Raw genomic sequence first — 25,867 nt, 5'->3', positions numbered from 1 at the left:
TCGAGTCCCACAGGGCCTACGGATGCGGGGGAGGGGTTACCCCTTCTGACCTGCGGTGCAGCGCCTGGGTCGACTTCGGTCGGGTCGGGCGCTGCTTCGGTTTCGGGGGCTTGCGTGAGTGGTCCGGTGGGGATGTCCGTGCCGTATGCCTCGCAGGATGCCCAGGGCGAGGGTGTCGGAGGTGCCTGCGGCCCACTTGTCGACCGTGTTGAAGGTTGCCGGGACGACGGCGATGGCGTCCGCGGGCGGGAGCGGTCGGGCTTCGCCGGGCGTGCGCCAGGCCGAGCGGATCGGGCAGCCGGTCTGTGCCGACATCGCCGACGATGCCGCAGGCGCACACGACGTACAGGAAGGGCTTCTTCGGGCGGGCCACTTGAAGAGCGAACCCCGCGGGCCCGTGACACTGATCGTTGAGCGAACAGATGCACGTACGTGGCCTGATGCGCAGTTGCGCGAGCTCTTCAGTGAGGGTTTCCCGGAGTTCATCACAGCCGGTCGCGTCCGGCTGGGGCATACCGACCCGGTGGGACGGGCGGACCGAAACGCTCCCTACCGGCTACACCCAGGCCATCATCCGCGCCGTCGAGGGCCGAGAGCAGGGCGTCGACCCCGACACTCTGGTGATCTGTGGGGCGATCGTCACGCCGTCGCTCAAGGGACGCGGCCTTGCCGGGGATTACTGAACGCGCTGCGTCGGCTCGCCGAGGGCGCCGGATGGCCACGGGTCATGGAGCCTGTGCGCCCGACGTTGAAGGCGCGCTATCCGCAGTCGCAGACCATGACCGGCAGAGACGGGTGACTACGTCATCCCGGGAGGGCTGAGCCTGCTACGGGTCGACCAGTGAGCTGAGTGCCGCACAGGGCTGGGTACGTCGGCGAGACGGGCGGCCTTCACGCGGGGCGGCGGAACCCCCGGCGGAGCCTGGCAAGGGTGAGCCGGCCCCTCCGCGGAGTGCGACTTCCCCGTCCCGGTGTCGGCGTACGAGGTGACACGCACGCCGACACCGAGCAGCGCCCTGCCACCCGTAACGCGTCACCCCTGCACGTTCGAGGAGACCGTTGCCCTCGCGGTCAGGATGGCCGGTCGGTGGCTGGGTCTGTCTGTGTCCGGGGTGTGCCGAACCAGCCGGAGAGCGCGCTTCGTAGCGCGAGGGTGGCGGTGTCGGCGGGTTCGTCGATGGTGGCGGCCCAGGTGATGTGGCCGTCGGGGCGGATCAGGAGGGCGTCGGCCGGCCGTTGATCGGTCTTGGCGCAGTGGACGTCGATGCGGTCCTGCCAGCCTCGGGCCGTCTCCCGCAGGTCCGGCCGGTCGGCGAGGTCGAGGAGTACCGGCCGTGCGCCGTGCATGAGTTCGGCGACGCTGGTGATGCCCTGGTCGGTGTTCAGAGTGAGGTCGGGTGCGAAGGTGCCGGCCCATGGGTGGGGGGAACCGGGCATCGGGTAGCGGATGTCGGTTCCGGCGACGATGGCTCCCATACGGCGCAACGGTTGTTCGTCGGTGAGCAGTTCCTGGAAGACTTCCCGCAGTGCCTCGGCGGCCGTGTCGTGCCCGCGGCGCAGGGCCACCTGGGCTCGCGTGTGCAACATGGTGCGGTCGGCGGCCAGACGGCGTTCGCTCTCGTAAGTGTCCAGCAGGTCTGCCGGCGCCCAGCCGTGCAGGTCTCCGGCCAGCTTCCACGCGAGGTTCACCGCGTCCAGCATGCCGGCGTTGAGTGCCACTCCGGTGGCGGGGAAAAGGTGCGCCGCGTCGCCCGCCAGCAGGACCCGCCCCTGACGATGGCGTTCGGCCCGGCGGGCTTTGAAGGTGAACCGGGACAGCCGCGTCGCCTCGGCCACGGGCAGATCCACGCGGATCACCCGGCGGATGCTGTCCTGCAGTTCGGCCACGGTCATCGGGACGTCGTCGTCGTATTCGACCGTCTCGTCCTCGACGGTGTACAGGGAGACGGCCCGGGAGGCGGGCGAGGAGCCGACTCCGAGGAGGCCCTGGTCGGTGCGGGTGAAGCCCGAGCGGATCCTGCCGAAGCCGGGGACATCGAGATCGCCGTTGTCGCGCACGGTCACCGCGTCCGGCAGGGTGACCTGGGCCAGCCGGTTGACCTCCGGGTAGGTGGTGCCGGGAAAGCCGATGCCGGCCCAGTCCCGGACCCGGCTGCGGGCGCCGTCGCATGCCACGAGGTAGCGGGCGGTCACCTGGTAGGAGCCGTCCGGGCCCCGTACGTCCACGGTGACCGCGTTCTCGTCCTGGCTGAGTCCGGTCACCTCGTGTCCGCGGCGGATGTCGACACCGAGTTCGCCGGCGCGTTCGTCCAGCAGCCGCTCCAGTTGCTGTTGCGGGAGCGGCAGGGCGTGCAGCGGGGGATCTGCCAGCTGGGTGAGGTCCAGATGCACTCCGCCGAACGGGAACCGGGGAGCCGGAGCGGGCCCGGTGCAGGCCGCCTCGAACCGTTCCAGTAAGCCCCGAAAGCGCAGCAGCTCCAGGATCTGCCCGCCCAGACCACCTGCCTTCGGGGCGTCGCGACGCTGTGGCAGTCGCTCCAGCACCAGCGGCCGTACGCCGGACAGGCGCAACTCGGCGGCCAGCATGAGACCGGTCGGGCCGGCACCGACGATGACTGTGTCGATCATTCGAAAGACCTCGATCAAGTAAGAGTGCTGTCAACGGTGTGGATGGATCCGACAGAACCCGAACCGCTTCCAGGAGGTGGGCGGCGGCGCATCCGAACGTGTCGACTGCGCCGCACAGATCGCGTGACCTGTGGCCGCCGACGGCACGGAGAACCGGGAGCCGAGGGCCGGCGCTCCGCCATCCCCTCACCGAACGGTCGGCTCACGGTCCTTGAGACCCGTTGCCGACCGCTCTGGGGTGCGTGGCCGAGTGGTCCGGTCGGCGTCGAGCCGGTGCTCGGGTCGGCAGTGCGGTCAGCCTGACGGCCGGTTGATTTCGGCCACCTCGCGCGTGGCCGCAGCGACGGCCGCGGCGTCTTTCTTGAGGATGGCGCCGTGGTTGCTGGCGACCTTGGCGCTGATCTCGATGTTCGGGTTACGCTCGACCACCGCGCCGAGGCTGGCGCGGATACGTTCCTGCTCGTCGCCCTTGCTGCCGAACGACGCCCCGGAAGCCAGCACGTACCGGGTCGGCACGGTGATGTTGTCCAGCACCGGCCCCAGCTCGCGTTCGCGGGCGATGACGCCCATCTCGATGTTGCTTTCGGCCTGCTGCGCGGCGCTCATGCGCGGGGCCAGGCCGAACGGGCGCAGCAGCGGCGTGATCCATCTCAGTCGCTTGAAGAGCTTGCGGATGCGCTGCTCCATGGCCTCGTCCAGCCAGTCATACGGCTGCGCGCCGTCGACCAGAACCGCCCCCATGGCGCGGGCGGGACTGCGGCTGGCCCAGTGGGCCGCGACGAAGGCCCCGTATGACCAGCCCACCACCACCGCCCGGTCGACACCCCGAGCGTCCAGCACGACGTCGACGTCGCGGACAGCGGCTTCGAAGGAATAGTCGCTCGACGTCTTCGACTTCCCGCGGGCTCTCTCGTCGAAGGTGATGTGCCGGAAGCCGGGACCGAGTGCGGCGACAACTCCCCGCCAGTACTCCTGGGTGGCGAACTGGCCGTTGCAGTAGATGACCGGGGTACCGTCGCCGCCGGTGTCGGTGACCGCCAACGCGGTGTCGTCGACCTGCACCATGCCGGTCCATACGGCGGTGGACGCGTTCGTGGAGCTCATGGCTGTCCCTTCGGTAGGACGAGGAATGGCTCGGACGTCTCCGCCCTCAAGCGGAGCCGAGGGCGGTGGTGATCTCGCGGGTGACGTCAGCCGGGGCAGGGCCGGGCGGGCGCCGTCAAGTGGCCGCCGGTGGCCTGGACCGCAGTCACCGGCAACGCGACGAGCACGGGCAGATCCGCCAACAAGGTTCCCTCCGCGTTCAGTTCGCCGACGACATCCGCAAACCCTTGCAGCATGGCCAGGCTGTTGGCCAGCACTTTCGGCAGGCCGGGGAGCCCTAAGAGGCACGTTCTACAAAGGGATCCCGGGATTCCGGGTGATCTGGCCCATCTGCCGTGGCGACGGCGCGCAGCGCCGCCTCGACCCGGCGGTTGCCGGTCATGGATGCCGTGATGGCCGTCATCGCCAGGAGGATGCCGGCGGCGGCGTAGAGCGGGGTGCGGATGTCGTAGGCGGAAGCCAGCCAGCCGCCGAGGAAGGCGCCGAACGGGGCGGCACACATGGCGAGCATTCGGGAGGTGGAGGCGACCCGGCCCATCAGCTGGGCGGGGACGATCGCCTGCCGGAGGGATGGCCCGAGCACCATCGTGGCGCCCATGGCGGCCCCGCAGACCGCGAGCGCGAGGCCGGCGACGTACGGGTTCGGGGCGGCGGCGAGGCCCAGGACGGCAAGCCCCTCAATGGCGGCTGTGCAGGTCAGCGCGGTGCCGGTGCCGAGTCGCCGGCCGAGGGAGGAGGCGATGCCCGCGCCGAGCAGGCCGCCGGTGGCCTCCGCCGTGAGGAGCAGGCCGAAGCCGTAGGTGTCGATGCCGAGACGCTCGTGCGCGAAGAGGGCGAGTACGGTCTCCACGGCGATGAAGGCGATGTTCCCGACCGCCGGACGCAGCGCGAGCCCGAGCAGCACCTGGTCCCGGAAGACGTACGAGGCGCCGGCCCGTGCCTGCCGCAGCAGCGACTCACGGGCCTGCGGCACGGGCCGGGGTGCGGCAGGCAGCGACCGTACGAGCAGTGCGGACAGGGCGAATGAGACCGCGTCGGCGAGCAGCGGAACCGCCCGCCCGAGTGTGAGCAGGGCACTGCCCGCGGGCGGCCCGGCGAACCCGGACGCGGCGGTCTGGGTGCCGCGCAGGCGGGAGTTGGCGCGCTCCAGGAGCGCGGGGTCGCGGCCGAGCAGATCCGGCAGATAGGCCGTGGCGGCCGTGTCGAAGAAGAGTCCGCCGAGGCCGAGGAGGAAGGCGACGGCCGCGAGCAGGGGAATGCTCAGCACGTCGAGGACGGCCGCTGCCGTCGGTATCGCCAGCAGCGCCGCACGGGCCGCGTCCGTGACCCACATCGTGCGGCGACGGTCCCAACGGTCCACCAGCGCACCGCCGAGCACCCCGAAGAGCAGCCACGGCAGCGTTCCGACGGCCGTGACGACGGCGAGCGCCATCGGGTCCCGCGTCAACGTCAACGCGAGCAGCGGCAGCGCGGCATGCGTCACCCCGTCACCGAGCGAGGAGATCGTCTGCGCGGTCCACAGCCGTCCGAACCCGGTCGGCAACTTCCGGATGTCTGAGGTCACTTGGCGTCCCCTTCGGTCCGGTGGCCCGATGCCGGGTGGAACAGTGCGAAGACGAGTGACGCGTCCGGCAGCGACGGATCGGACAGCTCCCGGTACTCGTCCGCCAATGCCTCAAGCCGCGCCCCCAGCTCCGCGAACTGTTCCTCGGTGAGCCGCAGATGCGCCATCCGCACGTGCCGCTCACCATCCGCCGGCGCTGCCTCCAGGTCCGCCACCGCATGCCGCATCAGCACATCCGGGCCTCCCTCGCCCGGATCCGGCAGCACGATCGCCCGCGCGGCCATGGCGTAGTACCGCTCGGTGACCCCTCGAACCTTCCGCGTCCGCACCACCTTCACCAGGCCGGCCCGTTCCAGCAGCCGTACGTGGTAGCTGGAACTCCCCTTGGCAAGGCCGACCCGCTCGGCGATCTGCGTGATCGTCGAGGGCTCGAAGCGGAGCACGGCCATGATCCGGTGACGCGTGAGATTGGAAACGGCACGCAGCTGGTCGTCAGTGGTGACGTGAAACGTCTCGGGGAGGTCGTCGGTTGGCATGTCCACAATGGTCAACACTTCTTGACCATTTGGCAAGGGGGGTGCGCACGGGTTTCCAGAATCTGCTGTCCGGCGCGCGAGCGCCCGAGCGGACGGTGTGGCAGAAGCCGTCCTGACGTGGACCGCGCCCCATAGCGAACCTGCCCGGGACCCGGTGGCACCGCCTCTTCCTCGGCGCGCAGGGCACGGGTGTCCCCGGAGACCGGGCGCTGTCCCACGAAGGCCGCCCCGTTGGAGATCTCGGTCCTCCACAGCGTGGTGCGCAGCGCCCCGGCGGGGCCTCGCACGCGATGCCGCCGTCGTGCCCGGCACCCGCTGGACCGTCCCCGTGCTCGTCCTGCCGCCGGCCGGCTTTTCACCCCCACCGTCGAGAGAGCAGGACGCTGCCGCCGACGCCGTATGACCGCCCGCCCGGCCGGTGATCGCTGCCCCGCTCCGGGGCCTTGGGATCATGGAACATCCGAGCGAAGCCCGCCGCGACCCGAGGAGCCTCCATGACCGCCGGCATCGACACCCCCGACCCCCGCGGTCGCACCGGCCTGCACCTGCACGGCCGTGACCTCACCGGGAACCCGCGTGTCCGCATCCTCGACGTCGAGGTCCTCGCCTGCGACTGGGCGGTCCTGCGCCGCACCACCTTCGACTACCGGCACCACGACGGCCACTGGAGCCGCGAGCGGCGGGAGACCTACGACCGGGGCGACGGCGCGACGATCCTGCTCTACGACCCCGTACGGGAAACGGTCCTGCTGACCCGTCAGTTCCGGCTGCCCGCCTATGTCAACGGCCACCCCGACGGCATGCTCCTGGAGACGGCGGCGGGGCTGCTGGACGGCGACGACCCGAAGGCGGCGATCCGTCGTGAGGCCGTCGAGGAGACGGGACGTACCGTCCATGAGGTGGAGCACGTGTTCGACGCGTTCATGAGCCCCGGTTCGGTCACCGAGCGCCTGGGCTTCTTCGCCGCCCCCTACGACGGCTCGGCCCCCGGCGCCGACACGGCGGGTGTGGCGGCCGAGGGCGAGGACATCGCCGTCGTGGAGCTGCCGTTCGGGGAGGCCCTCGGCATGATCCGCTCGGGGGCGATCGCCGACGCGAAGACCATCATGCTGCTCCAGTGGGCCGCCCTGGACGGTCCGTTCAGCCGGCGCTGAGCTGGGCCAGCGGCAGCGTGTGCTGGGTCTGCAGAACCTTCGCGCGCAGGTAGCGGACGTTGTGCGGGGTGGTGAACACACCGGTCGGCACCCGGTCGTGGACGTCGATGCCGAGCGCCCGCAGCTGGTCGGCCTTGTCGGGGTTGTTGGACAGCAGGTCCAGGCTGGTGACGCCGAGGGCGCGCAGCATCTGGGCGGCGGCGGTGTAGTCACGGCCGTCCTCGGGCAGTCCGAGGGCGGCGTTCGCCTCGTAGGTGTCCAGGCCCTGGTCCTGGAGGGCGTACGCGTCGAGCTTGTTGTAGAGGCCGATGCCGCGGCCCTCCTGGCGCAGGTAGAGCAGGATGCCGCCGGTCTCGGCTATGCGCTCGACGGCCTCGCGCAGCTGCGGGCCGCAGTCGCAGCGGGCCGAGCCGAAGACGTCCCCGGTGAGGCACTCGGAGTGCAGCCGGACCAGCGGGACGGTGCCGGGCGCGGGCTCGCCGAGCACCACGGCGACATGCTCCTGCCCGTCGGCCAGGCCGTGGAAGGTGACCAGCTCGGCGTCGACGGAGTAGCCGTCCTGGAAGCGCAGCGGAACCCGGACGCGGGCGCGCTGGGTGGCGGCGGGGGTGTCGGGCATGCGGGTCTCCCGGGGCGAGTGCGGTCGGTACGGCTGCTGCTTCAGATTTGAAGCAGTGTGCCGGATGAGACCCTACCCCATGTTTTAAATTTGAAGCAACTGGATTGTGGCCCGGTTCACGAGCGATTCACGGGCGCTTCACGAGCTGCCGGAACATCCGGATGAACGCCGCCGCCACGGCAGTTCTTCCGGCAGCGCCTCGTCGTCGTCCTGGAATCCGCCGACCACCTGCGTGAAGATCTCCTCCAGCTGGCGGACCTGCTCGGGGGTGAGCCGGTCGAAGAGGCCGGCGCGGACCGTCTCCACATGGCCGGGGGCCAGCCGTTCCAGGGCCGCCATGCCCTCCTCCGTCAGCACCGCGACACTGCCGCGTTTGTCCCAGCGGCAGTCCTCGCGCCGCAGCAGCCCGTCCTTCTCGAGGCGCGTCACCGCGTACGTCAGCCGGCTGCGCGTGATCTTCAGCGACTCCGCGAGATCGGTCATCCGCAGCCGACGCTCGGGGGACTCGGACAGGTTCGCGAGGATGGAGTAGTACAGATGGGGCATGCCGGCCTCCTGCTGGAGCTGCCGGTCGATGGCGTCCTCCAGGAGGAGGTAGCCGGCGACGTACGCGCGCCAGGCGCGTTGCTCCTCGGGGGTGAGCCAGCGGGTCGTCATGCCTCCAGTGTAGGTTTGTTTCAAACTTGAACCAAGACCCGGGGAGCCGCGCCGATGCCGTACCCGTACGTCCTGCTGTCCGCCGCCGTCTCCCTCGACGGCTACCTGGACGACACCACCGCCGAGCGCCTGCTGCTGTCCAGCCCCGCCGACTTCGACCGCGTCGACGAGGTACGGGCCTCGGTCGACGCGATCCTGATCGGCGCCGGCACCATCCGCGCCGACAACCCCCGGCTGCTGGTGAACTCCGCCGACCGCCGACACGCGCGCGTGGCGGCCGGAAAACCGGAGTACCCCCTCAAGGTCACCGTCAGCGGCTCCGGCGACCTCGACCCGGCCGCGCACTTCTGGCACACCGGCGGCGACAAGGTCGTCTACACGACGGACAAGGGCGCCCGGCGCGCCGGGGCGCTCGGCATCGCCGCCGAGGTCGTCCCGCTCGGCCCCGACCTGGACTGGCGCCGCCTCCTGGAGCACCTCCACGACGAGCGCGGTGTACGGCGGCTCATGGTCGAGGGCGGCGGCACCATCCACACCCAGCTGCTCCAGCAGGGCCTCGCCGACGAGGTCCAGCTCGTCCTCGCCCCCCTCTTCGTCGGCGACCCGGGCGCACCCCGCCTCTTCGGCCCCGGCGCCTACCAGGGCGGACGGCTCCGGCTGACCGAGACCCGGCGGATCGAGGACGTCGTCCTCATGCGGTACGAGCCCACCGCCCCCGGCACCGGCCTGCTTCCCTCCGCCGCCGACCGCCACTGGCTGGCCCTCGCCTGCGAGCTCGCCGCCGCGTGCCCGCCCTCCGAGACCGCCTTCAGCGTCGGCGCGGTGATCGTCGCCGCCGACGGCACGGAACTGGCGCGCGGCCACTCCCGCGAGGCCGGCGACCCCGTCGTCCACGCCGAGGAGGCCGCCCTCGCGAAACTCGACCCGGCCGACCCCCGGCTGGCCACGGCCACCGTCTACAGCAGCCTCGAACCCTGCGCCCGCCGCGCCTCCCGCCCGAAGCCCTGTGCGCGGCTCATCCTCGACGCGGGGGTGCGCCGGGTGGTCACCGCCTGGCAGGAGCCGGACACCTTCGTGACGGCCGCCGACGGAAACGGGCTGCTGACGGCCGAGGGCGTGGACGTCGTCGTCCTCCCGGAGTACGCCGAGCGGGCGAGGGTGGCGAACCTGCACCTGACCGGGTGATACAGTGGTTTCACCGACGCGGGGTGGAGCAGCTCGGTAGCTCGCTGGGCTCATAACCCAGAGGTCGCAGGTTCAAATCCTGTCCCCGCTACTGAAGGCCGAGGGCCGGAATCCGAAAGGGTTCCGGCCATCGGTGTTTGTGTCGTGCGTTCTTCCCCCGGCCCCACGTGAGGGCTGTGTGTGTACTGTGAATTCCGGCAACTCGCCCGTTTTTCACCGGTCATGGCCCGAAAGTCCAGGCCAAAAAAGGTTGTTGATCAAGCAGAAGAGCTTGGAAAGCTACGCCCGGGTCTATTAACGTTCGATAACGCAGCGCGGTCGTCCCAGCCGTCACAAGAGTCGGCTCCGTGCGCACGCGTCGAATCCCGTAAGGGAACCGGGGAACCACCACCTTGGGGTGAATCGCACGGACGCCGTCGTGAACTCACAGAGTCACGAACGGTTTACGCGCGTAGGAGACCTTCCCGCTCCGAACCCGTCAGCTAACCCGGTAGGCGTCGGAAGGAAAGGAGTGCGCCCGCGTGGCGTCCAACCGGCCTGCTCCCGAAGCCCCCTTCGTGCCGAGCCAGCGTTCCTCTTCCGACACCTTCGGCTACGGCAGCTACCGCGCTGACGAGGGCCCCTGGGAGGAGTGGAATCCCACCGAGGAGTCCCTCGCCCCGCCCCGGGGCAAGCACCGGGTCGCCAAGCAGCGCGGCGGCGGATTCGCCCGCAGCTCCACCGTCCTCGGCGTCGGCGTCATAGCCGCCTTCAGCGCCGGCGGCATGGCCAGCGCCAACACCGGCAAGCCCCCGGTCTCCATCTCCATGCCGGACCTGCCCTCCGTGGGCTCCTTCATCTCCGACGACGACTCCGGCCAGGACGCCGCGCCCGCGCTCTCCGGCTTCGGCACCGAGGCCTCCGACACCGCCGACAAGAGCGGCGGCGCCTCCGCCGACGCCGGCGAGGCGCTGCGCGAGCGGATCATCGCGCAGGCCGAGTCGCAGCAGACCCAGGTCGCCGACCGTGCCGAGGCAGCCGCGGCCAAGGCGGAGGCGGCCGCCGTCGCCAAGGCGGAGAAGGACGCCAAGGACGCGGCCGCCGCCGCGCAGGAGAAGGCCGAGCAGGCCGCCAAGGAGAAGGCCGAGGCCGCGCGCCTGGCCGAGCTGGCGAAGCAGTACACGCTGCCGACCTCCTCGTACACGCTCACCGCGACCTTCGGTCAGGCCGGCGCCTACTGGTCCTCCGGCTACCACACCGGCCTCGACTTCGCCGCCCCCACCGGCACCCTCATCAAGGCCGTCCACAGCGGCACCATCACCGAGGCGGGCTGGGCGGGCTCCTACGGCTACCGCACCATCCTCACCCTGGACGACGGCACCGAGCTGTGGTTCTGCCACCAGTCCTCGATCAGCGTCAGCGCCGGCCAGAAGGTCGCCACCGGCGATGTCATCGGCCGCGTGGGCGCCACCGGCAACGTGACCGGCGCCCACCTCCACCTGGAGGTCCACCCCGACGGCGCCGCCAACGGCATCGACCCGATGGCCTGGCTGCACAGCAAGGGGCTCAACCCGTAAGGGTGCCCTCCCGGCACCGTCCTCCCGGCACCGTCCTTCTCGGAGCGGTCCTGTTCACACGTTCTTCGTACGCTTCGGCGCGGCGGGCGGAATGGGCCGCTCCGAAGCCGTTGTTGACGTACGACATGACTTCTCTGCGCAAGCTCGGCTCCTCGGACCTCGAGGTCTTCCCTCTCTCCCTCGGCGGCAACGTCTTCGGCTGGACCGCCGACGAGGCGACCTCCTTCGCCGTCCTGGACGCCTACACCGCCGCCGGCGGCAACTTCGTCGACACCGCCGACTCCTACTCCGCCTGGGTCGACGGCAACAGCGGTGGCGAGTCCGAGACCATCCTCGGCAGGTGGGTGAACAAGCGCGGCAACCGCGACGACGTCGTCATCGCCACCAAGGTCAGCCAGCACCCGGACTTCCCCGGCCTGACCGCCGCCAACATCAAGGCCGCCGCCGAGGCGTCCCTCACCCGCCTCGGCACCGACCGCATCGACCTCTACTACACCCACTTCGACCAGCCCGAGGTGCCGGTCGAGGAGATCATCGGGGCGCTGGACGAGCTGGTGAGGGCGGGCAAGGTGCGGCACATCGCCGCCTCCAACATCTCGCCCGAACGCCTCCGGGAGTCCCTGGAGTTCTCCGACCGCGAGGGCCTCGCCCGGTACGTCGCCCTCCAGCCGCACTACAACCTGGTCTCCCGCGACACCTACGAGGGCGGCCTCCAGGACCTCGCGGCCCGCTCCGGTCTCGCCGCCGTCCCCTACTTCGCCCTGGCCTCCGGCTTCCTCACCGGCAAGTACCGCCCCGGTACGACGGTGGAGGGACCGCGAGCCGCCGCGGGGGCCGGCAAGCACCTCGACACCGAGCGGGGCGTCCGCGTCCTGGCCGCCCTCGACGAGATCGCCCGGGCCCACGGCACCGAGGTCGCCACGGTCGCCCTGGCCTGGCTCGCCGCCCAGCCGACGGTCGTCGCCCCCATCGCCTCCGCCCGCACCCTGGACCAGCTGCCGCCCCTGCTGGCGGTGGCCGACCTGGAGCTCACGGACGAGGAGCTCACCAGGCTGACGGCGGCCTCGGCGTAGGCACGGGTGTGCGTTCCGGCGGTGCCGAACCGCCCCGCCCCCTACGACCGATAGGGGTTCTGGGCGGGATACGGCCCCGCCGGATACCCGTACCCCTGGTACCCGTAGTACCCATGCGGGCTGCCGTATCCGGCTTCGTACCCGTATCCGTATCCGTACCCGTGGACCGGCGCGGGCGCCGCGGGCGCCGTCATCCGCGCCGCATGGTCCAGCGCCGGCCGGGCGACCTCCCGGCGCCGCCACAGCTCGTTCAGCAGCTCCCGCTCCCGTACGACGAAGTCGTCGCCCGCCCGTCCGCCCCGCCCCCGGTGCCGCAGGAACGCCAGCGAGGTCGCGTACGCCTCGTACTCGGCGACCGCCCGCGCGGCCGGCCGACCCCCATGCCACTTGGCGTACTCGCGGGCGAGCCGCCGCGCCCGCATCGAGCCGAGCGCGTACGGCTCGGCCGGGGTGAGCCAGCCGGCCGCCGTGTACGCCGGCAGCTCCTCGCGGACCGTGCGCAGCTCCCGCTGCCGGGTCCACACCACCAGCCAGGTGAGCAGCCCGAACGCGGGCACCATGAACGACGCGTACACCGCGAAGAACCCGAAGTCGCCGAAGGTCGAGGAGCCGTTCCACAGGGCGTGCATGCCCATCGCGAGGAGCAGCCCGCCCAGCGGGAACAGGACGCGGCGCACCTGCCGGCCGTACCCGGAGCGCGCCGCGAGCCCGAAGCCCAGGCCGGTGAGCACGGTGAACAGAGGGTGCGCGAACGGCGACATGACGATCCGCACGAAGAAGGTCGCGGCCGTCACGGACGCGATGCCGCTTTCCCCGCTGAGCTGGTCGGTGCCGAACGCCGTGCCCAGATAGAGGATGTTCTCGGTGAACGCGAAGCCGGTGGCGGTGATCCCGGCGACGACCACCCCGTCGACCGGCCCGGTGAAGTCCCGTCTGCGGAAGAGGAACACGAGCAGGATCGCGGCGGCCTTGGCGGACTCCTCGACGACGGGCGCTATGACGGTCGCCCCGAGGGTGTCCGCCCCGGACGGATCCGCCGTGGCGGTGGCTATCCAGCGGGTGGCGAAACTGTTGGCGACGATCGCGATCAGCGCGGCCGCGCAGGCGCCCCAGGCGAAGGCGAACACCAGATTCCGCCAGGGGCCGGGCTCCACCCGGTCCAGCCAGCGGAAGGCGGCTATCAGCAGCGGCACCGGCAGCACGGCGAGCCCCAGCCCGACCAGGAACCCCTCGGTGCCGGTCTGCTCCCGCACCAGCGCCAGGATCACCAGCCCGGACAGCGTGAGCAGCGTGATGAGCGCCCCGTACCGCACCCCTCTCCTCCGCCACCAGTGCACCCGCCGGAGCCGGGCGTCCTCGGCCGGGCCGCCCGGGTGCGGTGGGTACGGCGGAAACGGGTGACTGATGGCCACGGCATCGGCCCTAACGAGGGAGGGGACTGTGGTGGACGGTCTGTCGGTCAGCGATCGCCGTGCTGTACGCGACGGAAGAGGAGGTCGTTCACCACATGACCCTTGTCCAGACCCTGGCCCTCGAAACGGGTCAGCGGCCGGAACGCGGGCCGGGGCGCGAAACCGCCGTCGGCCTGCGTGTTCTCGAAGTCGGGGTGCGCGGTGAGGACGTCCAGCATCTGTTCCGCGTACGGCTCCCAGTCGGTCGCGCAGTGCACGGTCGCCCCGGGCCGTAGCCGCGTCGCGGCCAGGCTGAGGAACTCCGGCTGGATGAGGCGCCGCTTGTGGTGGCGCTTCTTCGGCCAGGGGTCCGGGAAGAAGACCCGCAGCCCGGCCAGCGAGTCGGGTGTCAGCATCTCCCGCAGCAGGATGATCGCGTCGCCGTTGGCGACCCGGACGTTGTCCAGCCCGCCCTGGTCCGCGAGGTTGAGCAGATTGCCCTGGCCGGGGGTGTGCACATCCACGGCGAGGAGATTGGTGTCCGGGTCGGCGGCCGCCATCTGCGCGGTGGCCTCGCCCATCCCGAACCCGATCTCCAGCACCACGGGTCGGTCGTTCCCGAACAGCTCGCCGAGGTCGACGGCACGCCCGTCGATGTCGAGGCCCCACCGCGACCACAGCCGTTGCAGCGCGTCGGCCTGCCCGGCCGTCACCCGGCTGCGCCGGGGCTGGAAGCTCCTGATCCGCCGCTCGAAGTGCGACCCGGCGGGGTCGGCCTTCGGGCCGTCGGGGAAGCGTGGCTCCCCCTTGGCCCGGGTGTGCCGGACGGACTCGCCGGGGTGGTGCTCGCCGCCGGGAGCGGGCCGGGGGACTTCGGGGGTGTTCACGGAATCAGACACAGTGGAGTCGATTTTACTGCCGTGCCCAGGGCTCACCAGGTTCACCGGGTCCCCAGCACCTCCAGGGCCCTGCGGGCCACCTCCCGGCCGATCGGCAGCGAGGCCGTCGCCGCCGGTGAGGGCGCGTTCAGCACATGCACCGCCCGGGCGCCCTCCCGGATCAGGAAGTCGTCCACCAGGCCGCCGTCCCGCAGCACGGCCTGCGCCCGCACCCCCGCGTCCGTCCGCACCAGGTCCGTCTCGCGCACCGCCGGCAACAGCCGCCGCACCGCCTGCACGAACGCCCCCTTGGACACCGACCGCCGCAGCTCCCCGGCCCCGTACCGCCAGTGCCGGCGTCCCATCCGCCACACCCCGGGCCACGCCGCCGTCGCCAGTGCCTCCCGGGGCCGTACGACTCCCCAGTCGTACCCCTCGCGGGCCAGCGCCGGCACGGCGTTGGGGCCCACGTGCACCCCGCCGTCGATCCCCCTGGTCAGATGCACCCCGAGGAACGGGAACGCCGGATCGGGCACCGGATACACCAGTCCCCGCACCAGGTCGGGACGCGCCAGCTCGTAGTACTCGCCCCGGAACGGCACGATCCGCACCTCCGGCTCGTCCCCGGTCATCCGGGCGATCTCGTCGCAGTACAGCCCCGCGCAGTTCACCAGCGCGCGGCCCCGCACCACGTCCCCGCGCGCGGTGAGCACGGCCACGCCCCGCTCGGGCCGCCGGTCGATCCGCACCACCTCGGCGCCGTAGCGGATCTCCGCCCCGGACGCCTCACCGAGCCGCTGGGCGACCGCCGTGTAGTCGCAGATCCCCGTCGTCCCGACATGGATCGCGGCGAGGCCCCGCACCTCCGGTTCGTACTCCGCGATCTGCGCGATGCCCAGCTCCCGCACCGGTATGCCGTTCTCCCGGCCGCGCTGCACGAGCCCGTGCAGGCGGGGCAGCTCGTCCCGCTCGGTGGCGACGATCAGCTTTCCCGTGACGGCGTGCGCGATGCCGTACTCCGCGCAGAACTTGGTCATCTCCGCGGCGCCCCGCACCGCGTACCGCGCCTTCAGCGAGCCGGGCCGGTAGTAGATCCCGCTGTGGATCACCCCGCTGTTGCGCCCGGTCTGATGCCGGGCCGGTCCCGGCTCCTTCTCCAGCACGGTGACCCGGGTCCCCGGTGCGGCACGGGAGATCGCATACGCGGTCGACAGCCCGACGATCCCCCCGCCGATCACGAGCACATCACAGTCGTACGCCACCACCGGCACCACCTCCACCCTCGATAGTGCACTGCGCCACTGACAGCCACTTCAAACGCGGGTCAGTACAGCCCACCCAGGGGCCGGGCGGATGAGAGGCGAAGATCCTCAAGCCGGAGCCATCAGCAGGGGCCGTGCCCGCTCCCGCAGCTCCACCACCCTCGGCTCGTCCCCGTACGGCTCCAGCCGGTGCAGCAGATCCTTCACGTACTCGGTGGTCCGCGCGGACGAGATCCGCCCGGCGACCTCCACCGCCCGCACCCCCTGCTCGCACGCCGCGTCGAGGTTCCCCGACTCCAGCTCGGCGACCGCGGACACGACCAGCCTGAGCCCGTGCGAGCGCACGAACTCCTCGGTCGGCTGCGACAGGGCCTGCTCGGTGAAGCGCCGCACCTGCCGGGGCGCCTTCAGGTCCCGGTAGCACTCGGCCGCGTCGGCGGCGAACCGGTCGTACGAGTAGAACCCGAGCCACGAAGGGTCGTGATCCCCTTCCCGCGCCCGCTCCAGCCAGCTCTCCGCCGCCTTCAGCGCCGCCCCGGCGGCCTGCGCGTCCCCCGCGCGGGCATGCGCGCGTGCCTCGACGAGCCGGAAGAAGCTCATCGTGCGGGCGGTCGCCAGCCCCCGGTTGCGCTCCAGGGCGGCCTGCGCGAGGTCGACGCCCTCGTCGCCGAAGCCCCGGTACGTCGCCTGGAGCGACATCGACGCCAGCACATACCCCCCGAGGGGTACGTCCGCCGCCGCGCGGGCGAGCCGCAGCGCCTGGATGTAGTACCGCTGAGCGGCCTCCTGCTGACCGGTGTCGAAGGCCATCCACCCCGCCAGCCGGGTCAGTTCGGCGCTCGCCCCGAACAGGGCGCGCCCGACCTCGTCGGAGTACGCGCCCAGCAGCAGCGGCGCCGCCTCCACCCGCAGGCACTCGGGGACCATCGACGAACGCCAGTCCCCGCCCCCGTACTTGGAGTCCCACCGTCTGGCGTCCTCGGCGGCCTCCCGCAGCTTCTGCACATCGCTGTGGCCGACTTTGAGCGGTGCGCCGGTCCCCTCCAGGGAGTGGGCCTCACGCGCCACCGAACTGTCGGCCGGGGTTATCAGCCAGCGCGACGCGGGCGTTGCGTATGCGCTTACTGCGAATGATCCGGCCAGGGACTGCCAGATGCCTCCCGAACCGGCCCGGCGGCCGGCCAGGTCGAGGCGGTAGAGCTCCGTCGCCGAGCGCACGGCCTGGGCGACGTCCCTGGGGAAGGCGAGGCCCACTTCGGGCGCGGGGTCCGCGTCCGCCAGGCCGATCTCGTGGAGCGGCACCGGGCGGCCGAGCTTCTGCCCGATGGCGGCCGCGATGAGGTGCGGCGCGGCGCCCTGCGGCACCATGCCCTTCGACACCCAGCGCGCCACGGACGTCTTGTCGTAGCGAAGAGTCAACCCGCGTTGAGCGCCAAGGTCGTTGACGCGGCGCGCGAGTCCTGCGTTGCTGATTCCCGCGAGGGCGAGAACGGCGCCGAGCTTTTCGTTCGGCCCGCGTTGCTCCCTGGACATTGCGCCACCCCTCGACACATCCGGCTGCCGCTCTGGCATAACCACGCGGCATTCGTAAACCCAGCGTAGTTCGCCGCATCCCAAGCGTTAAGGGGCATTCTGCCGGTTGGCGGGATTGTGGTCCGTACTGAAGTACGGCCTTCGGTACGGTCCGTCGCCGCGTGCTCCCGCTGTGTGGCCGTGCGCCTGCGTGTGCGCTCTTCTCCGGCCATCGGGGGAGCGGTTCCATGGGTCGTGCGTGGGTCGGCCCGCTGTACTGGATCCAGTGGGCTGGGGGACACCGCCGCCTTCATCCCCGCGGGCGGCGGAGCGGTCCGGGAGACGTCTTCCGTCTCCCGGGCCGGCGCGGCTCGTGACGGGTACGCGCGTGTGTACGGAGCGTGTGCGGAGCCTGCGCACGGGACGGCCGACGGGACTCGCCCGCGCCGGATTTGGCCGAAAATCGACCCTGCGTTCCATGGGTGACAACGCCTCCGACCATGGAAATCGAGGGCGCACAGGGCGACTTGGGGGAGCGTACCGGGGGCGCATTCATGCCGCAGACACCGGGGTACCCCAGGCCGCACGGGCCGGCGGCGACGCGTCGACACGGGCGCACTCCCCGGATCACAAGCGGCGCCGCCTCCCGCTGCGGCGCGTTCTTCGTGGCAGCATGGTGAACCGTTCGTACGGTGCACCTGGTTGTCCACGGCCCGTGGAGGCGTCGATGCGGTGGTTGGTGGGATGGAGCAGCACCGCCGCGGGTGCGCTGGGCGGGGCTGTCGGTTACGACGGCGGCGACACCCACGGCGGTCAAGTCGGCTACGACGGGGAGACCTTGCACCCCGTCGGCTCCCAACTCCTGTGGGGCGACCCCGATCCGCTGTGGGCGGTCGGCGACTGGCGCCCCGACGAGGTACGGGTGGTGAAGGCCGACGCCCGGACCCGGATCGCGGTCCTCGGCACCTGCGGGGCGAGCGACGAGCAGCTGCGCGTCGGACTGTTCGCCGCGCGCGGCGGCGCACTGCGCCATCTGACGGCCTGGCCCGGCAGCTACACCGCCGTCGTCCAGGTCGGCCGCCGGGTCACCGTCTGCGGCGACCTCGCGGGCGCCCGCCCGGTCTTCCACACCCCCTGGGCAGGCGGAACCGCCTACGCCACGGCCGCGCTGCCGCTCGCCGACCTCATCGAGGCCAACCTCGACTTCGGCCACCTGGCCGCGCTCCTGGCCGCCCCGGACGTCCCCGCCGCCCTGCACGACTCCACCCCGTACGACGGCGTGCGGCGCGTTCCGCCGGGGCACGCGCTGATCCTGCGCGCCGGGGCGCGTGAGATCGCCGGCTACGACCCGGTCGCGTCGCTCGCCGTGGCGGCACCGCCGGCCGACCCGGACAGCGCGGTCGACGCGGTGCGCGACGCGCTCGTAGACGCCGTACGCGCGCGTCTGTCCGCGCCCAGACACGTGCCCGACATCGATCCCGGTCCCGTGCCCGGAATGGGTCCCGCCGAGCGGCGCGCCGCGCGCGGGATGCCGGTCCCGGGCATCGGCGCCGACCTCTCCGGCGGCCCGGCCTCCGGCACGCTGGCCCTGCTGGCGGCCGGCCTGCCCGGTATGCCGGGCACCGTCCTCGGCCACGGCACGGGCGCGGGGGAGCGGCTGCTGGCGGTCACCTTCAACGACCTGACGACACGCGCGCGTGAGGAGGAGCTGCAACGGGCCGGCGCCCTGGCGGCCAACCCGCGCCTGCACCACGTCGTCGTGACCGGCGCCGAGGAGACCCTGCCGTACGCCGACCTGGACGGCCCGCTGACCGACGAACCCGGCCCCAGCCTGGTGACCGCCGCCCGCCACCGTGCGCGCCTCGCGGCGGGCAGCGCCGACCACTTCACCGGCTACGGCGCCCGGCAGGTCCTGGACGCCCACCCGGCCCGCCTCGCGGACCTGCTCATGGACCGCAAACGCCGTCACCTGGTCCGCCCGGTGGCGGCCCTGACCAAGGCGGACGGCTCGGTGCTCGTCCCCGCGCGCGTGTACGGCGCGGCCCGAAGACTCGCCCGTACGCCGTACCGCGCGGGCGTCGAGAACCTCGCCGGCCGCCTGCTGCACCGCAGCTTCGAGGACGACCCGGGAGGCGCGGTCGGCGCCTCGCTGGCGGCGCTGACCTGGGCCGGACCCGGCCCCGCGGCCCGCTGGCTGACGGGTGAGGCCCTGGCTGAAGTATCGGTTCTTCTGCAGAATTCGGCCCATCGCGCCGGGATCGGCCCCGGTCAGCGCCCGGGCGACTACCGCGCGCGTGCCGCGCTCACCCGGCACGCGGCCGACCTGCGCATCCTCGAACAGGCCGCCGAGATCCGCTCCCAGCGCCTGCACGCCCCCTTCCTCGACAACCAGGTCGTCCGCGCCTGCCGCGCCCTCCCGGAGACCCTGCGCGTGCAGCCGGGCGCGCGTGCCGCGATCCTGCGGACCGTCCTCAAGGGCGCCGGCATCACCGACCTGCCGCCCGGCTGGGGCGCCCCCGCCCACGGCACCGCCGCCACGACCGCCCGCAACGGCCTCCGCCTCGCCACGGACCCTCTCCTCACGCTCTTCGACGCGCCCCTCCTCGCGGAGGCGGGCCTGATCGAGGCGCGGGTCGTCCGCAAGGCGGTCCGCGCGGCGGCCTCCGGCGAGCCCCTTCCACTGGACGGCCTCGCCGACCTGATCTCCCTCGAACTCTGGCTCCGCCGCCTGCTCTCCCGCCGGGGCACCTGCTGGACCGGCACCCCGGCCCGCTCCCGCGCGGTACCGGCGGGAATCGCGCCACAACGCCGAGCGGTGTCCTCCGGAGGCTGAGCCGGGGGCGGGGGAGCGCGCGTCTCCTCTCGGACGCGGCACGTTGTCCGTGTGGTGCTGTGGCTGTGGCTGTGGCTGTGGCTGTGGCTGTGGTGCGGGTGCGGGTGCGGGTGCGTCGTGTCGTTCGGGTGCGGGTTCGTCGTGGCCGGTCGCGCAGTTCCCCGCGCCCCTGGGGGGTTGCGGTCGCGTTGCCCGATTGCTTGGCGTAGCCGAGGGCCGCCATCGTCGTAGCCACTGCCGCAGCCGTGCCGCTGGGTGGCACAGGGGGTGCGGCCGCACCCTGGCAGCGCGCGAGTTGAACCCACCCCCGGCCGGCACCGACCCCGGGCAACCAGGAGCCACGTTCATCAGCCCAACCCCCGGTCCAACACACCCCGCGGCGCAAACCCCGTGCCCCCGCCCCAACCCCCGGCGACAATGAACCCGTGCGGTTCAACATCCTGGGTGTCGCCCAGACCGAGGACGACCAGGGCACCCCCATACCCCTCACCGCCCCCCGCCTCCGAGCCCTCGTCACCGCCCTCGCCCTCCGTCCGGGCCGGCCCACACCCCCTGAAACGCTCATCGACGAGATCTGGCCCGATGCCCCGCCCCAGGACGCCCCCGCCGCCCTCCAGGCCCTCGTCGGCCGGCTCCGCCGTACCCTCGGCAAGGACGCCGTCACCTCCACCCCCGGCGGCTACCGCCTCACCGCCACCGAGACCGACGTGGACCTCCACGTCTTCGAACGCCTCGTACGCGAGGCCACCACGACGCTCGAACAGGGCGGCGACCCCGAGACCGCCGCCCGCACCCTCGACGATGCCCTCGCGCTCTGGCGCGGCCCCGCCCTCGCCGACCTCCCCGACCGCGCCCCGGCCGCCCGCCCCGAGGCCCTCCACGCCGAGGCGGTCCGCGCCCGCGCCGAGGCCGACCTCCTCCTCGGCCGCGCCCGGGAAGCCGTACCCCGCCTGCGGGAACTCGTCGCCGCACACCCGTACGACGAACCCCTGCACGCCCTCCTCATCCGCGCCCTGCGCGACACCGGCCGCGCCGCCGACGCCCTCGCCGCCTACGAGACCGCCCGCCGCACCCTCGCCGACACCCTCGGCGCCGACCCGGGCCCCGAACTGCGCGCCCTCCACGCCGAACTCCTCGCCCGCCCCGAGCCCCGGCCCCTCCCGCCACCCCCACCGCCCGGGCGAAACGGCAACATCCGTCCGCGTCTTACCTCTTTCGTGGGCCGGGAACCCGAGATCGACGCCATCCGTTCGGACTTGCACAGGGCCCGCCTCGTCACCCTCACCGGACCGGGCGGCTCCGGAAAGACCCGTCTCGCCGAGGAAGCCGCCGCCGGGCTCCCGCAGGCATGGCTGGTCGAGCTGGCACCGCTCGACCGGCCCGAGGCGGTACCGGGCGCGGTGGTCAGCGCCCTCGGTCTGCGCGAGACCGCCCTGATGGCCACCGACCTCGCGCCCGCGCAGGACGACCCGGTCGCCCTGCTCGTCGAGCACTGCGCCACCCGCAGCCGGCTCCTGATCCTTGACAACTGCGAGCATGTCATCGACGCGGCCGCCGCCCTCGCCGAGACCCTCCTCACCCGCTGTCCCGGGCTCACGATCCTCGCCACCAGCCGTGAACCCCTCGGCGTCCCCGGCGAGTCGGTCCGCCCGGTCGACCCCCTCCTCCCCGACCAGGCGCACCGCCTCTTCAGGGAGCGCGCCGCCGCCGTCCGCCCCACCACGGCCACCACCGCGCCCGACCGGGACGAGCAGGCGGTCGCGGAGATCTGCCGACGGCTCGACGGACTGCCCCTGGCCATCGAGCTGGCCGCCGCCCGGCTCCGGCTGCTCACCCCCCGCCAGATCGCCGACCGCCTCGACGACCGCTTCCGCCTCCTCACCTCCGGCAGTCGCACCGCCCTGCCCCGCCAGCAGACCCTGCGGGCCGTCGTCGACTGGTCCTGGGACCTGCTCGACGAAGCGGAGCGGACCCTGCTGCGCGAGCTGTCCGTCTTCGCGGGCGGCTGGGACCTGGAGGCCGCCGAGGCCGTGTGCACCGGCCCGGTCGCCGACCTCGTCGGCGCGCTGGTCGACAAGTCCCTGGTCCTGGCGGCCCCGCACCCGCCCGACGGCACCGGTGGCGACCACGGCGACGGCGGGGGCGATGGCGACGGCATGCGCTATCGCATGCTGGAGACGATCCACGAGTACGCCGTGGAGCGCGCCGCCGAGGACCCGCCCGCACGCGAGGCGGCCGAGCGACGGCACCGCGCATGGGTGCGCGCGCTCGTGGAGCGTGCCGACCCCCTGCTCCGCTCCGCCGAGCAACTCCCGTGGATCTCCCGCCTGGAGACCGAACTGGACAACATCCGGGTGGCGACCCGGCGCGCGATCACCGCGGCCGACGAGGAGGACGCCGCCGCCCTCTGCCTCGCCATGGGCTGGTTCTGGTGGCTGCGCAACTACCGCCAGGAGGGCGCCGCCTGGGCCGACCGTGTCCTGCGCCTCGGCGCGGTCCTGGACACGCTCCCCACCCCGTCGACGGACACCGCACATCCCTCCCCGACGGCATCCGCCCCCACCTGCTGCTCCCTCCCCGTCCCCGCCGATCTCGCCGCCCGCATGGCCGCCGTCGACCCGGTCGAGGCCTTCCTCGCCGAGCCGGACACCGCGCAGGGGCCGGATGACGGCGGTGCGTCGGGCGGTCATCCCCGGCACGCGCAGCGGATGGACCTGCGGATGCTGCATGTGTTCCTGCTCTCCGAGTCCGAGCCCAGAGAGGTCGAGGGCGACCCCCGCTACCGGGCCTACCTCCTGCGGCTGCGGGCCTGCTTCCAGCCGGGCGGCCCGGCGGCGGCCCGGATGCCCGGGCTGGTCTGGCCGGTGGCGGCGGCCTTCGAGATGCGGGGCACCTTCGACGTCCGCGGCCTCCTGGACGCGGCCGTCGCCAACTGCCGTGAGCACGGCAGCGACTGGGAGCTGGGCTGCACCCTGATGTTCCGTACGCACATGGTCGTCGACTCCCCCGGCGGGATGGCCGGCGTGGACGACGACCTGGCGGAGCTGCGCCTGATCAGCCGACGGGTCGGCGACCGCTGGATGCTGGCCCAGGTGTGCAGCGCGGCCGCGGAGGCGGAGATGGCGCGCGGCCGGTTCGCGGAGGCGGAGGCGGCGTACCGCGAGGCGTTGCGGCTCGCCTACGAGGTCGGCGCGTACACCGAGGCGCCGTTCCTGATGGCCCGGCTCGCGGAGATCGCCTACCGCTCGGGCGATCTCCCCGGCGCCATGGCCGTCCTGGACGAGGCGGGCGCCGCCGCCGACCGGCAGGGAGTGGCGGACGCCCAGGCCTTCGTGATGCTGCTGCGCGCCTGTGTCGCGCTGGAGGAGGGGGATGTCGTCCGCGCGCGTGAACTGTGCGACGTGAACCTCGTGACGGTGCGGCAGGGCACTCCGCCGCCCCAGTTCACCGCTGCCCTGACCCTGCTCGACGCGGAGCTCACCGGCCTGGAGTCCGGCCCGGAGCACGCACTGCCGATGCTCGCCGAGGGACTGCGGCGGGCGGTGGCCGACGAGTGCAGCGAAGCGATCGTCGCGGCGGTCGTGGACGGCGCGGCCGACCAGCTCGCCCGGCTCGGGGACTTCCCGCGCACGGTGCTGCTGCTGGCCGCGGCCGACCGGCTGCGCGGTCCCCTCCCCCGTGCGGCTCTACGGTGCGAGCGCGCCGAACACGCGGAGGCGCAGGCCCGCCGGGCCCTGGGCGCGGAGCGGCACGCCGCCGAGCGGGCCCGGGGCGGCGACCTGACGGTGACCGAGGTCCAGAAGGAACTCGCCGAGGCCGTACGGACGCACCCGGCGCCGGCCGTCGGCCCGCCGGCCCCTACGAGCAGCTGAACTTCGACTCGGCCCAGTCCGCGAGGGCCACCCCGTCGAAGGGGCTGCGCGGCTCGACCACCAGCCGCACGGTCGTCCGGCCGACGAGGTCCACATGGACGGGCACGGCGGGATCACCGCCCTTCACCGTCCCGGACGTCCACAGCCGGGCCCCGTCGGCGTAGACGGAGAAGGTCACCTCGCCGAGGTACGGCGTCAGGTCGTCCAGGCCGACCAGTGCGTCGTAGGAGGCGCAGGCGCGATTGAGGTCGACGGTCACGGAGGACCGGCCGTGGACGGTCACCCCGCGTGCGTACTGCCGGCCGCCGACGGACACCCCGTAGCGCTGCCACACCCAACTGCTGCCGCCCAGCCGGATCTCGGGTCCGGTGCCGTCGCCGTTGACGTCGAAGGACAGCTCGCTCAGCGGGTAGACGGCGGGGGTGGGCGGGGGAGCGGGCGCCGGGGGCGGGGTCGCGGCGCGGGGTGGGGGCGTCGGGGTCGGCGTGGGGGTCGGTGCGGGGGTGGCGGCCGGGGCCGGTGCGGACGTCCGTCGCGGGGTGGGCGCGGGCGTCCGGGTCGGGGCCGCGGCGGGGACGACCGTCGCGGGTACCTCCGGCTCGGGCGATGCCGTCGTACGCGTGGGCGCGGGCGTCGGGTCCTGCGGGCGGGCCGCGGGTGCGGAGGCCGCGGGCGCGGCCGCGGGCTGCTTGGCGGGGCTCTCGTCGCCGACGAGGGCGAGGGCCAGCGCGGCGGCCGCGACCGCGACGACACCGGCGGCGATCCCGGCCTTCACGGGCGCCCCCAGTCCCTCCGAGGCGGCCGTACTCCCGCCGGCCCCGCCGGAGGCGCCACCGCTTCCGGCCGCCCCGCTCCCCGCCGCCCCTCCGGCCGCGCCCCCGCTCGCCGCGGCGGCAGCGCCCGCGGCACCCGCCGCCCCGACCCCGGCCCCGCCGGCGATGAGCCCGAGGGCCTTGGCGTATCCGGCGGCGCCGAACCAGCCGATGACCGCGACCGGGACGACGGCGGGGATGCTGCTCGCCACCTCCTCGATCTGCAGGGCGGCGAGCCGGCACTTGGCGCACTCCTCCAGATGCCTGCGCAGCCCGCGCTCGGCCCGGGTGCGCAGCCGGCGACGGGCGTAGCCGCCGAGCTGGTCGGCGTAGCGGGCGCACTCCTCGTCGCTGGTGAGGGTGGAGCTGACATGGGCCTGGAGGTAGGCCTGTTTGAGACCCTCGCGGGCGCGGCTGGCGAGCACGCGCGTGCCGTTGGCGTCGAGGCCGAAGAGCATGGCGACCTCGCTCGGCGACTCGTCCTCGACCTCGGTGTGCCACAGCACGGCCTGCCAGCGCTCGGGCAGTGAGCGGAAGGCCTGCATGGCCATGGACTGCTCGGCCTCGTGCAGGGCGCGCACCTCGGCCCCGACGTCCAGGCCCGCCCCGAAGGAGCCCAGGGACGCCGTGTCGTCGGAGGTCTCCGCGGCGCGGCCCGCCTGGGCGGCGAACAGGGCGAAGTCGTCCACGAGCTGCTCGCGCTTCGCCGACCGCGTCCAGCCCGCGGCGACGCGCCGGACGGAGGTGAGCAGATAGGCGCGGACGGCGTACTCGGGCCCGGAGCCGCCGCGTACGGCCTGGAGCATTCGGGCGAAGACCTCGGCGGTGAGGTCGTCGGCCGTATGGGCGTCCCGGCAGCAGGTGCGCGCGTAGCGGCGCACGGCGTCGGCATGGCGCCGGTACAGCTCCTCGTACGCCGTGTCGTCGCCCCCGCGCATCCGGGCGATCAGATCGGTGTCGGCGGCCGGCAGATCGCGGGGCGGCGGCAGGACGCCGTCGTCGGACCGTTCCCACTGTGCGGGGACCCCGCCCGCCCGGGAGGTGCGCCTGCCCTGGCCCGGTACCTGCTCGTCCCGCCCGTCAACGCTCATCGCGGAAAGCCCCCGCCGCCTGCCCTACCGGTCCCGACACCGGGTCAGAGTGCCACAGTGGCTTTTGGTCAGGACCGGACGGAAGGGGCCGTCCACTCGTCCGTGGGGACCTGTCGCCTTCCCGTACTCACTCTCACCCG

The 25,867-nt window shown here is 73.0% G+C and carries 18 protein-coding genes, 1 tRNA gene, 1 pseudogene and 1 riboswitch; of the genes and pseudogenes, 7 read left to right on the top strand and 13 right to left on the bottom strand.

All coding sequences use genetic code 11. The annotated features are described in order from the left end of the window. Positions 1-89 precede the first annotated feature (89 nt). The 6 genes and pseudogenes from ACYQ8Q_RS22125 to ACYQ8Q_RS22100 form a co-directional block, all read right to left on the bottom strand. Positions 90-318 (bottom strand): annotated as a pseudogene (locus ACYQ8Q_RS22125) (flavoprotein); the annotation flags it as partial. A 753-nt stretch (positions 319-1,071) separates the two neighbouring features. Further along, entirely contained in the window at positions 1,072-2,628 is a 1,557-nt protein-coding gene (locus ACYQ8Q_RS22120; RefSeq protein ID WP_460067318.1) for an FAD-dependent monooxygenase, read from the bottom strand. Positions 2,629-2,922: 294 nt separating this feature from the next. Further along, positions 2,923-3,732, bottom strand: a complete 810-nt coding sequence (locus ACYQ8Q_RS22115) for an alpha/beta fold hydrolase (protein ID WP_460067317.1) — start codon at positions 3,730-3,732, stop codon at positions 2,923-2,925. A gap of 86 nt (positions 3,733-3,818) precedes the next feature. After that, the gene (locus ACYQ8Q_RS22110; RefSeq protein WP_460067316.1) at positions 3,819-3,989 is read right to left on the bottom strand and encodes a hypothetical protein; all 171 of its coding nucleotides are present in this window, start codon (positions 3,987-3,989) and stop codon (positions 3,819-3,821) included. Positions 3,990-4,009: 20 nt separating this feature from the next. Continuing rightward, positions 4,010-5,296, bottom strand: a complete 1,287-nt coding sequence (locus ACYQ8Q_RS22105; protein WP_460067314.1) for an MFS transporter — start codon at positions 5,294-5,296, stop codon at positions 4,010-4,012. After that, complete coding sequence (locus ACYQ8Q_RS22100; protein ID WP_460073449.1) at positions 5,293-5,832, bottom strand: ArsR/SmtB family transcription factor; 540 nt, start codon at positions 5,830-5,832, stop codon at positions 5,293-5,295. The genes ACYQ8Q_RS22105 and ACYQ8Q_RS22100 overlap by 4 nt, the downstream gene beginning before the upstream one ends. A 494-nt stretch (positions 5,833-6,326) precedes the next feature. Between ACYQ8Q_RS22100 and ACYQ8Q_RS22095 the strand changes: the two genes are divergently transcribed. Further along, on the top strand, positions 6,327-6,986 hold the full coding sequence (locus ACYQ8Q_RS22095) for an NUDIX domain-containing protein (protein ID WP_460067312.1): 660 nt from the start codon (positions 6,327-6,329) through the stop codon (positions 6,984-6,986). On the opposite strand, the gene ACYQ8Q_RS22090 is transcribed toward ACYQ8Q_RS22095, so the two are convergent. Then, positions 6,973-7,605 (bottom strand): GTP cyclohydrolase II, encoded by a 633-nt coding sequence (locus ACYQ8Q_RS22090; RefSeq protein WP_460067310.1) that lies wholly within the window; start codon positions 7,603-7,605, stop codon positions 6,973-6,975. The genes ACYQ8Q_RS22095 and ACYQ8Q_RS22090 overlap by 14 nt on opposite strands. A gap of 138 nt (positions 7,606-7,743) precedes the next feature. Then, on the bottom strand, positions 7,744-8,262 hold the full coding sequence (locus tag ACYQ8Q_RS22085; protein ID WP_460067308.1) for a MarR family winged helix-turn-helix transcriptional regulator: 519 nt from the start codon (positions 8,260-8,262) through the stop codon (positions 7,744-7,746). Positions 8,263-8,316: 54 nt separating this feature from the next. Between ACYQ8Q_RS22085 and ACYQ8Q_RS22080 the strand changes: the two genes are divergently transcribed. From ACYQ8Q_RS22080 to ACYQ8Q_RS22065, 4 genes are all read left to right on the top strand, one after another. Beyond that, a complete protein-coding gene (locus ACYQ8Q_RS22080; RefSeq protein ID WP_460067307.1) occupies positions 8,317-9,447 on the top strand; it encodes a dihydrofolate reductase family protein in 1,131 nt (376 codons plus the stop codon). Between the two features lie 17 nt (positions 9,448-9,464). Then, positions 9,465-9,538 (top strand) — tRNA-Met (locus tag ACYQ8Q_RS22075). A 255-nt stretch (positions 9,539-9,793) separates the two neighbouring features. Next, positions 9,794-9,959: riboswitch (cyclic di-AMP (ydaO/yuaA leader) on the top strand. A gap of 9 nt (positions 9,960-9,968) precedes the next feature. Next, positions 9,969-11,003, top strand: coding sequence for a M23 family metallopeptidase (locus ACYQ8Q_RS22070; protein WP_460067305.1), 1,035 nt, complete (start codon positions 9,969-9,971; stop codon positions 11,001-11,003). A 125-nt stretch (positions 11,004-11,128) separates the two neighbouring features. Next, entirely contained in the window at positions 11,129-12,076 is a 948-nt protein-coding gene (locus tag ACYQ8Q_RS22065) for an aldo/keto reductase (RefSeq protein ID WP_460067304.1), read from the top strand. Positions 12,077-12,117: 41 nt separating this feature from the next. Here the strand turns inward: ACYQ8Q_RS22065 and ACYQ8Q_RS22060 are convergent, their stop codons facing one another. The 4 genes from ACYQ8Q_RS22060 to ACYQ8Q_RS22045 all read right to left on the bottom strand — a co-directional run bounded on the left by ACYQ8Q_RS22060 (position 12,118) and on the right by ACYQ8Q_RS22045 (position 17,140). Next, on the bottom strand, positions 12,118-13,482 hold the full coding sequence (locus ACYQ8Q_RS22060) for a PrsW family intramembrane metalloprotease (protein WP_460073447.1): 1,365 nt from the start codon (positions 13,480-13,482) through the stop codon (positions 12,118-12,120). A gap of 53 nt (positions 13,483-13,535) precedes the next feature. Next, positions 13,536-14,366 (bottom strand): tRNA (guanosine(46)-N7)-methyltransferase TrmB, encoded by an 831-nt coding sequence (trmB, locus tag ACYQ8Q_RS22055; RefSeq protein ID WP_460067303.1) that lies wholly within the window; start codon positions 14,364-14,366, stop codon positions 13,536-13,538. A gap of 41 nt (positions 14,367-14,407) precedes the next feature. Next, positions 14,408-15,619, bottom strand: coding sequence for an L-2-hydroxyglutarate oxidase (lhgO, locus tag ACYQ8Q_RS22050; protein ID WP_460073445.1), 1,212 nt, complete (start codon positions 15,617-15,619; stop codon positions 14,408-14,410). A 96-nt stretch (positions 15,620-15,715) separates the two neighbouring features. After that, positions 15,716-17,140 carry a hypothetical protein gene (locus tag ACYQ8Q_RS22045; protein WP_055638960.1) on the bottom strand — a complete coding sequence of 475 codons (1,425 nt, stop codon included), beginning with the start codon at positions 17,138-17,140 and terminating at the stop codon, positions 15,716-15,718. A gap of 706 nt (positions 17,141-17,846) precedes the next feature. On the opposite strand from ACYQ8Q_RS22045, the gene ACYQ8Q_RS22040 reads away from it, so the two are divergent. Together ACYQ8Q_RS22040 and ACYQ8Q_RS22035 are read left to right on the top strand one after the other, a co-directional pair. Further along, the gene (locus tag ACYQ8Q_RS22040; protein ID WP_460067302.1) at positions 17,847-19,952 is read left to right on the top strand and encodes an asparagine synthase-related protein; all 2,106 of its coding nucleotides are present in this window, start codon (positions 17,847-17,849) and stop codon (positions 19,950-19,952) included. Positions 19,953-20,377: 425 nt separating this feature from the next. Then, positions 20,378-23,824 carry a BTAD domain-containing putative transcriptional regulator gene (locus ACYQ8Q_RS22035; RefSeq protein WP_460067301.1) on the top strand — a complete coding sequence of 1,149 codons (3,447 nt, stop codon included), beginning with the start codon at positions 20,378-20,380 and terminating at the stop codon, positions 23,822-23,824. On the opposite strand, the gene ACYQ8Q_RS22030 is transcribed toward ACYQ8Q_RS22035, so the two are convergent. Beyond that, on the bottom strand, positions 23,811-25,727 hold the full coding sequence (locus tag ACYQ8Q_RS22030) for a sigma-70 family RNA polymerase sigma factor (protein WP_460067299.1): 1,917 nt from the start codon (positions 25,725-25,727) through the stop codon (positions 23,811-23,813). The two genes, ACYQ8Q_RS22035 and ACYQ8Q_RS22030, sit on opposite strands and share 14 nt — an antisense overlap. Positions 25,728-25,867 lie beyond the last annotated feature (140 nt).

Source organism: Streptomyces sp. YKOK-I1, from assembly GCF_054660435.1.
The sequence above is the reverse complement of the archived record's forward strand: the minus strand, read 5'-3'. Positions and strand labels throughout refer to the sequence as shown.

Excerpts from the sequence above, each read along its gene's own strand:
- ACYQ8Q_RS22080 (WP_460067307.1), top strand. The coding sequence starts at position 8,317 with ATGCCGTACCCGTACGTCCTGCTGTCCGCCGCCGTCTCCCTCGACGGC.
- ACYQ8Q_RS22065 (WP_460067304.1), top strand. The coding sequence starts at position 11,129 with ATGACTTCTCTGCGCAAGCTCGGCTCCTCGGACCTCGAGGTCTTCCCT.
- ACYQ8Q_RS22095 (WP_460067312.1), top strand. The coding sequence starts at position 6,327 with ATGACCGCCGGCATCGACACCCCCGACCCCCGCGGTCGCACCGGCCTG.
- ACYQ8Q_RS22100 (WP_460073449.1), bottom strand. The coding sequence starts at position 5,832 with ATGCCAACCGACGACCTCCCCGAGACGTTTCACGTCACCACTGACGAC.
- ACYQ8Q_RS22115 (WP_460067317.1), bottom strand. The coding sequence starts at position 3,732 with ATGAGCTCCACGAACGCGTCCACCGCCGTATGGACCGGCATGGTGCAG.
- ACYQ8Q_RS22090 (WP_460067310.1), bottom strand. The coding sequence starts at position 7,605 with ATGCCCGACACCCCCGCCGCCACCCAGCGCGCCCGCGTCCGGGTTCCG.
- ACYQ8Q_RS22120 (WP_460067318.1), bottom strand. The coding sequence starts at position 2,628 with ATGATCGACACAGTCATCGTCGGTGCCGGCCCGACCGGTCTCATGCTG.
- ACYQ8Q_RS22030 (WP_460067299.1), bottom strand. The coding sequence starts at position 25,727 with ATGAGCGTTGACGGGCGGGACGAGCAGGTACCGGGCCAGGGCAGGCGC.
- ACYQ8Q_RS22040 (WP_460067302.1), top strand. The coding sequence starts at position 17,847 with ATGCGGTGGTTGGTGGGATGGAGCAGCACCGCCGCGGGTGCGCTGGGC.
- ACYQ8Q_RS22085 (WP_460067308.1), bottom strand. The coding sequence starts at position 8,262 with ATGACGACCCGCTGGCTCACCCCCGAGGAGCAACGCGCCTGGCGCGCG.
- ACYQ8Q_RS22045 (WP_055638960.1), bottom strand. The coding sequence starts at position 17,140 with ATGTCCAGGGAGCAACGCGGGCCGAACGAAAAGCTCGGCGCCGTTCTC.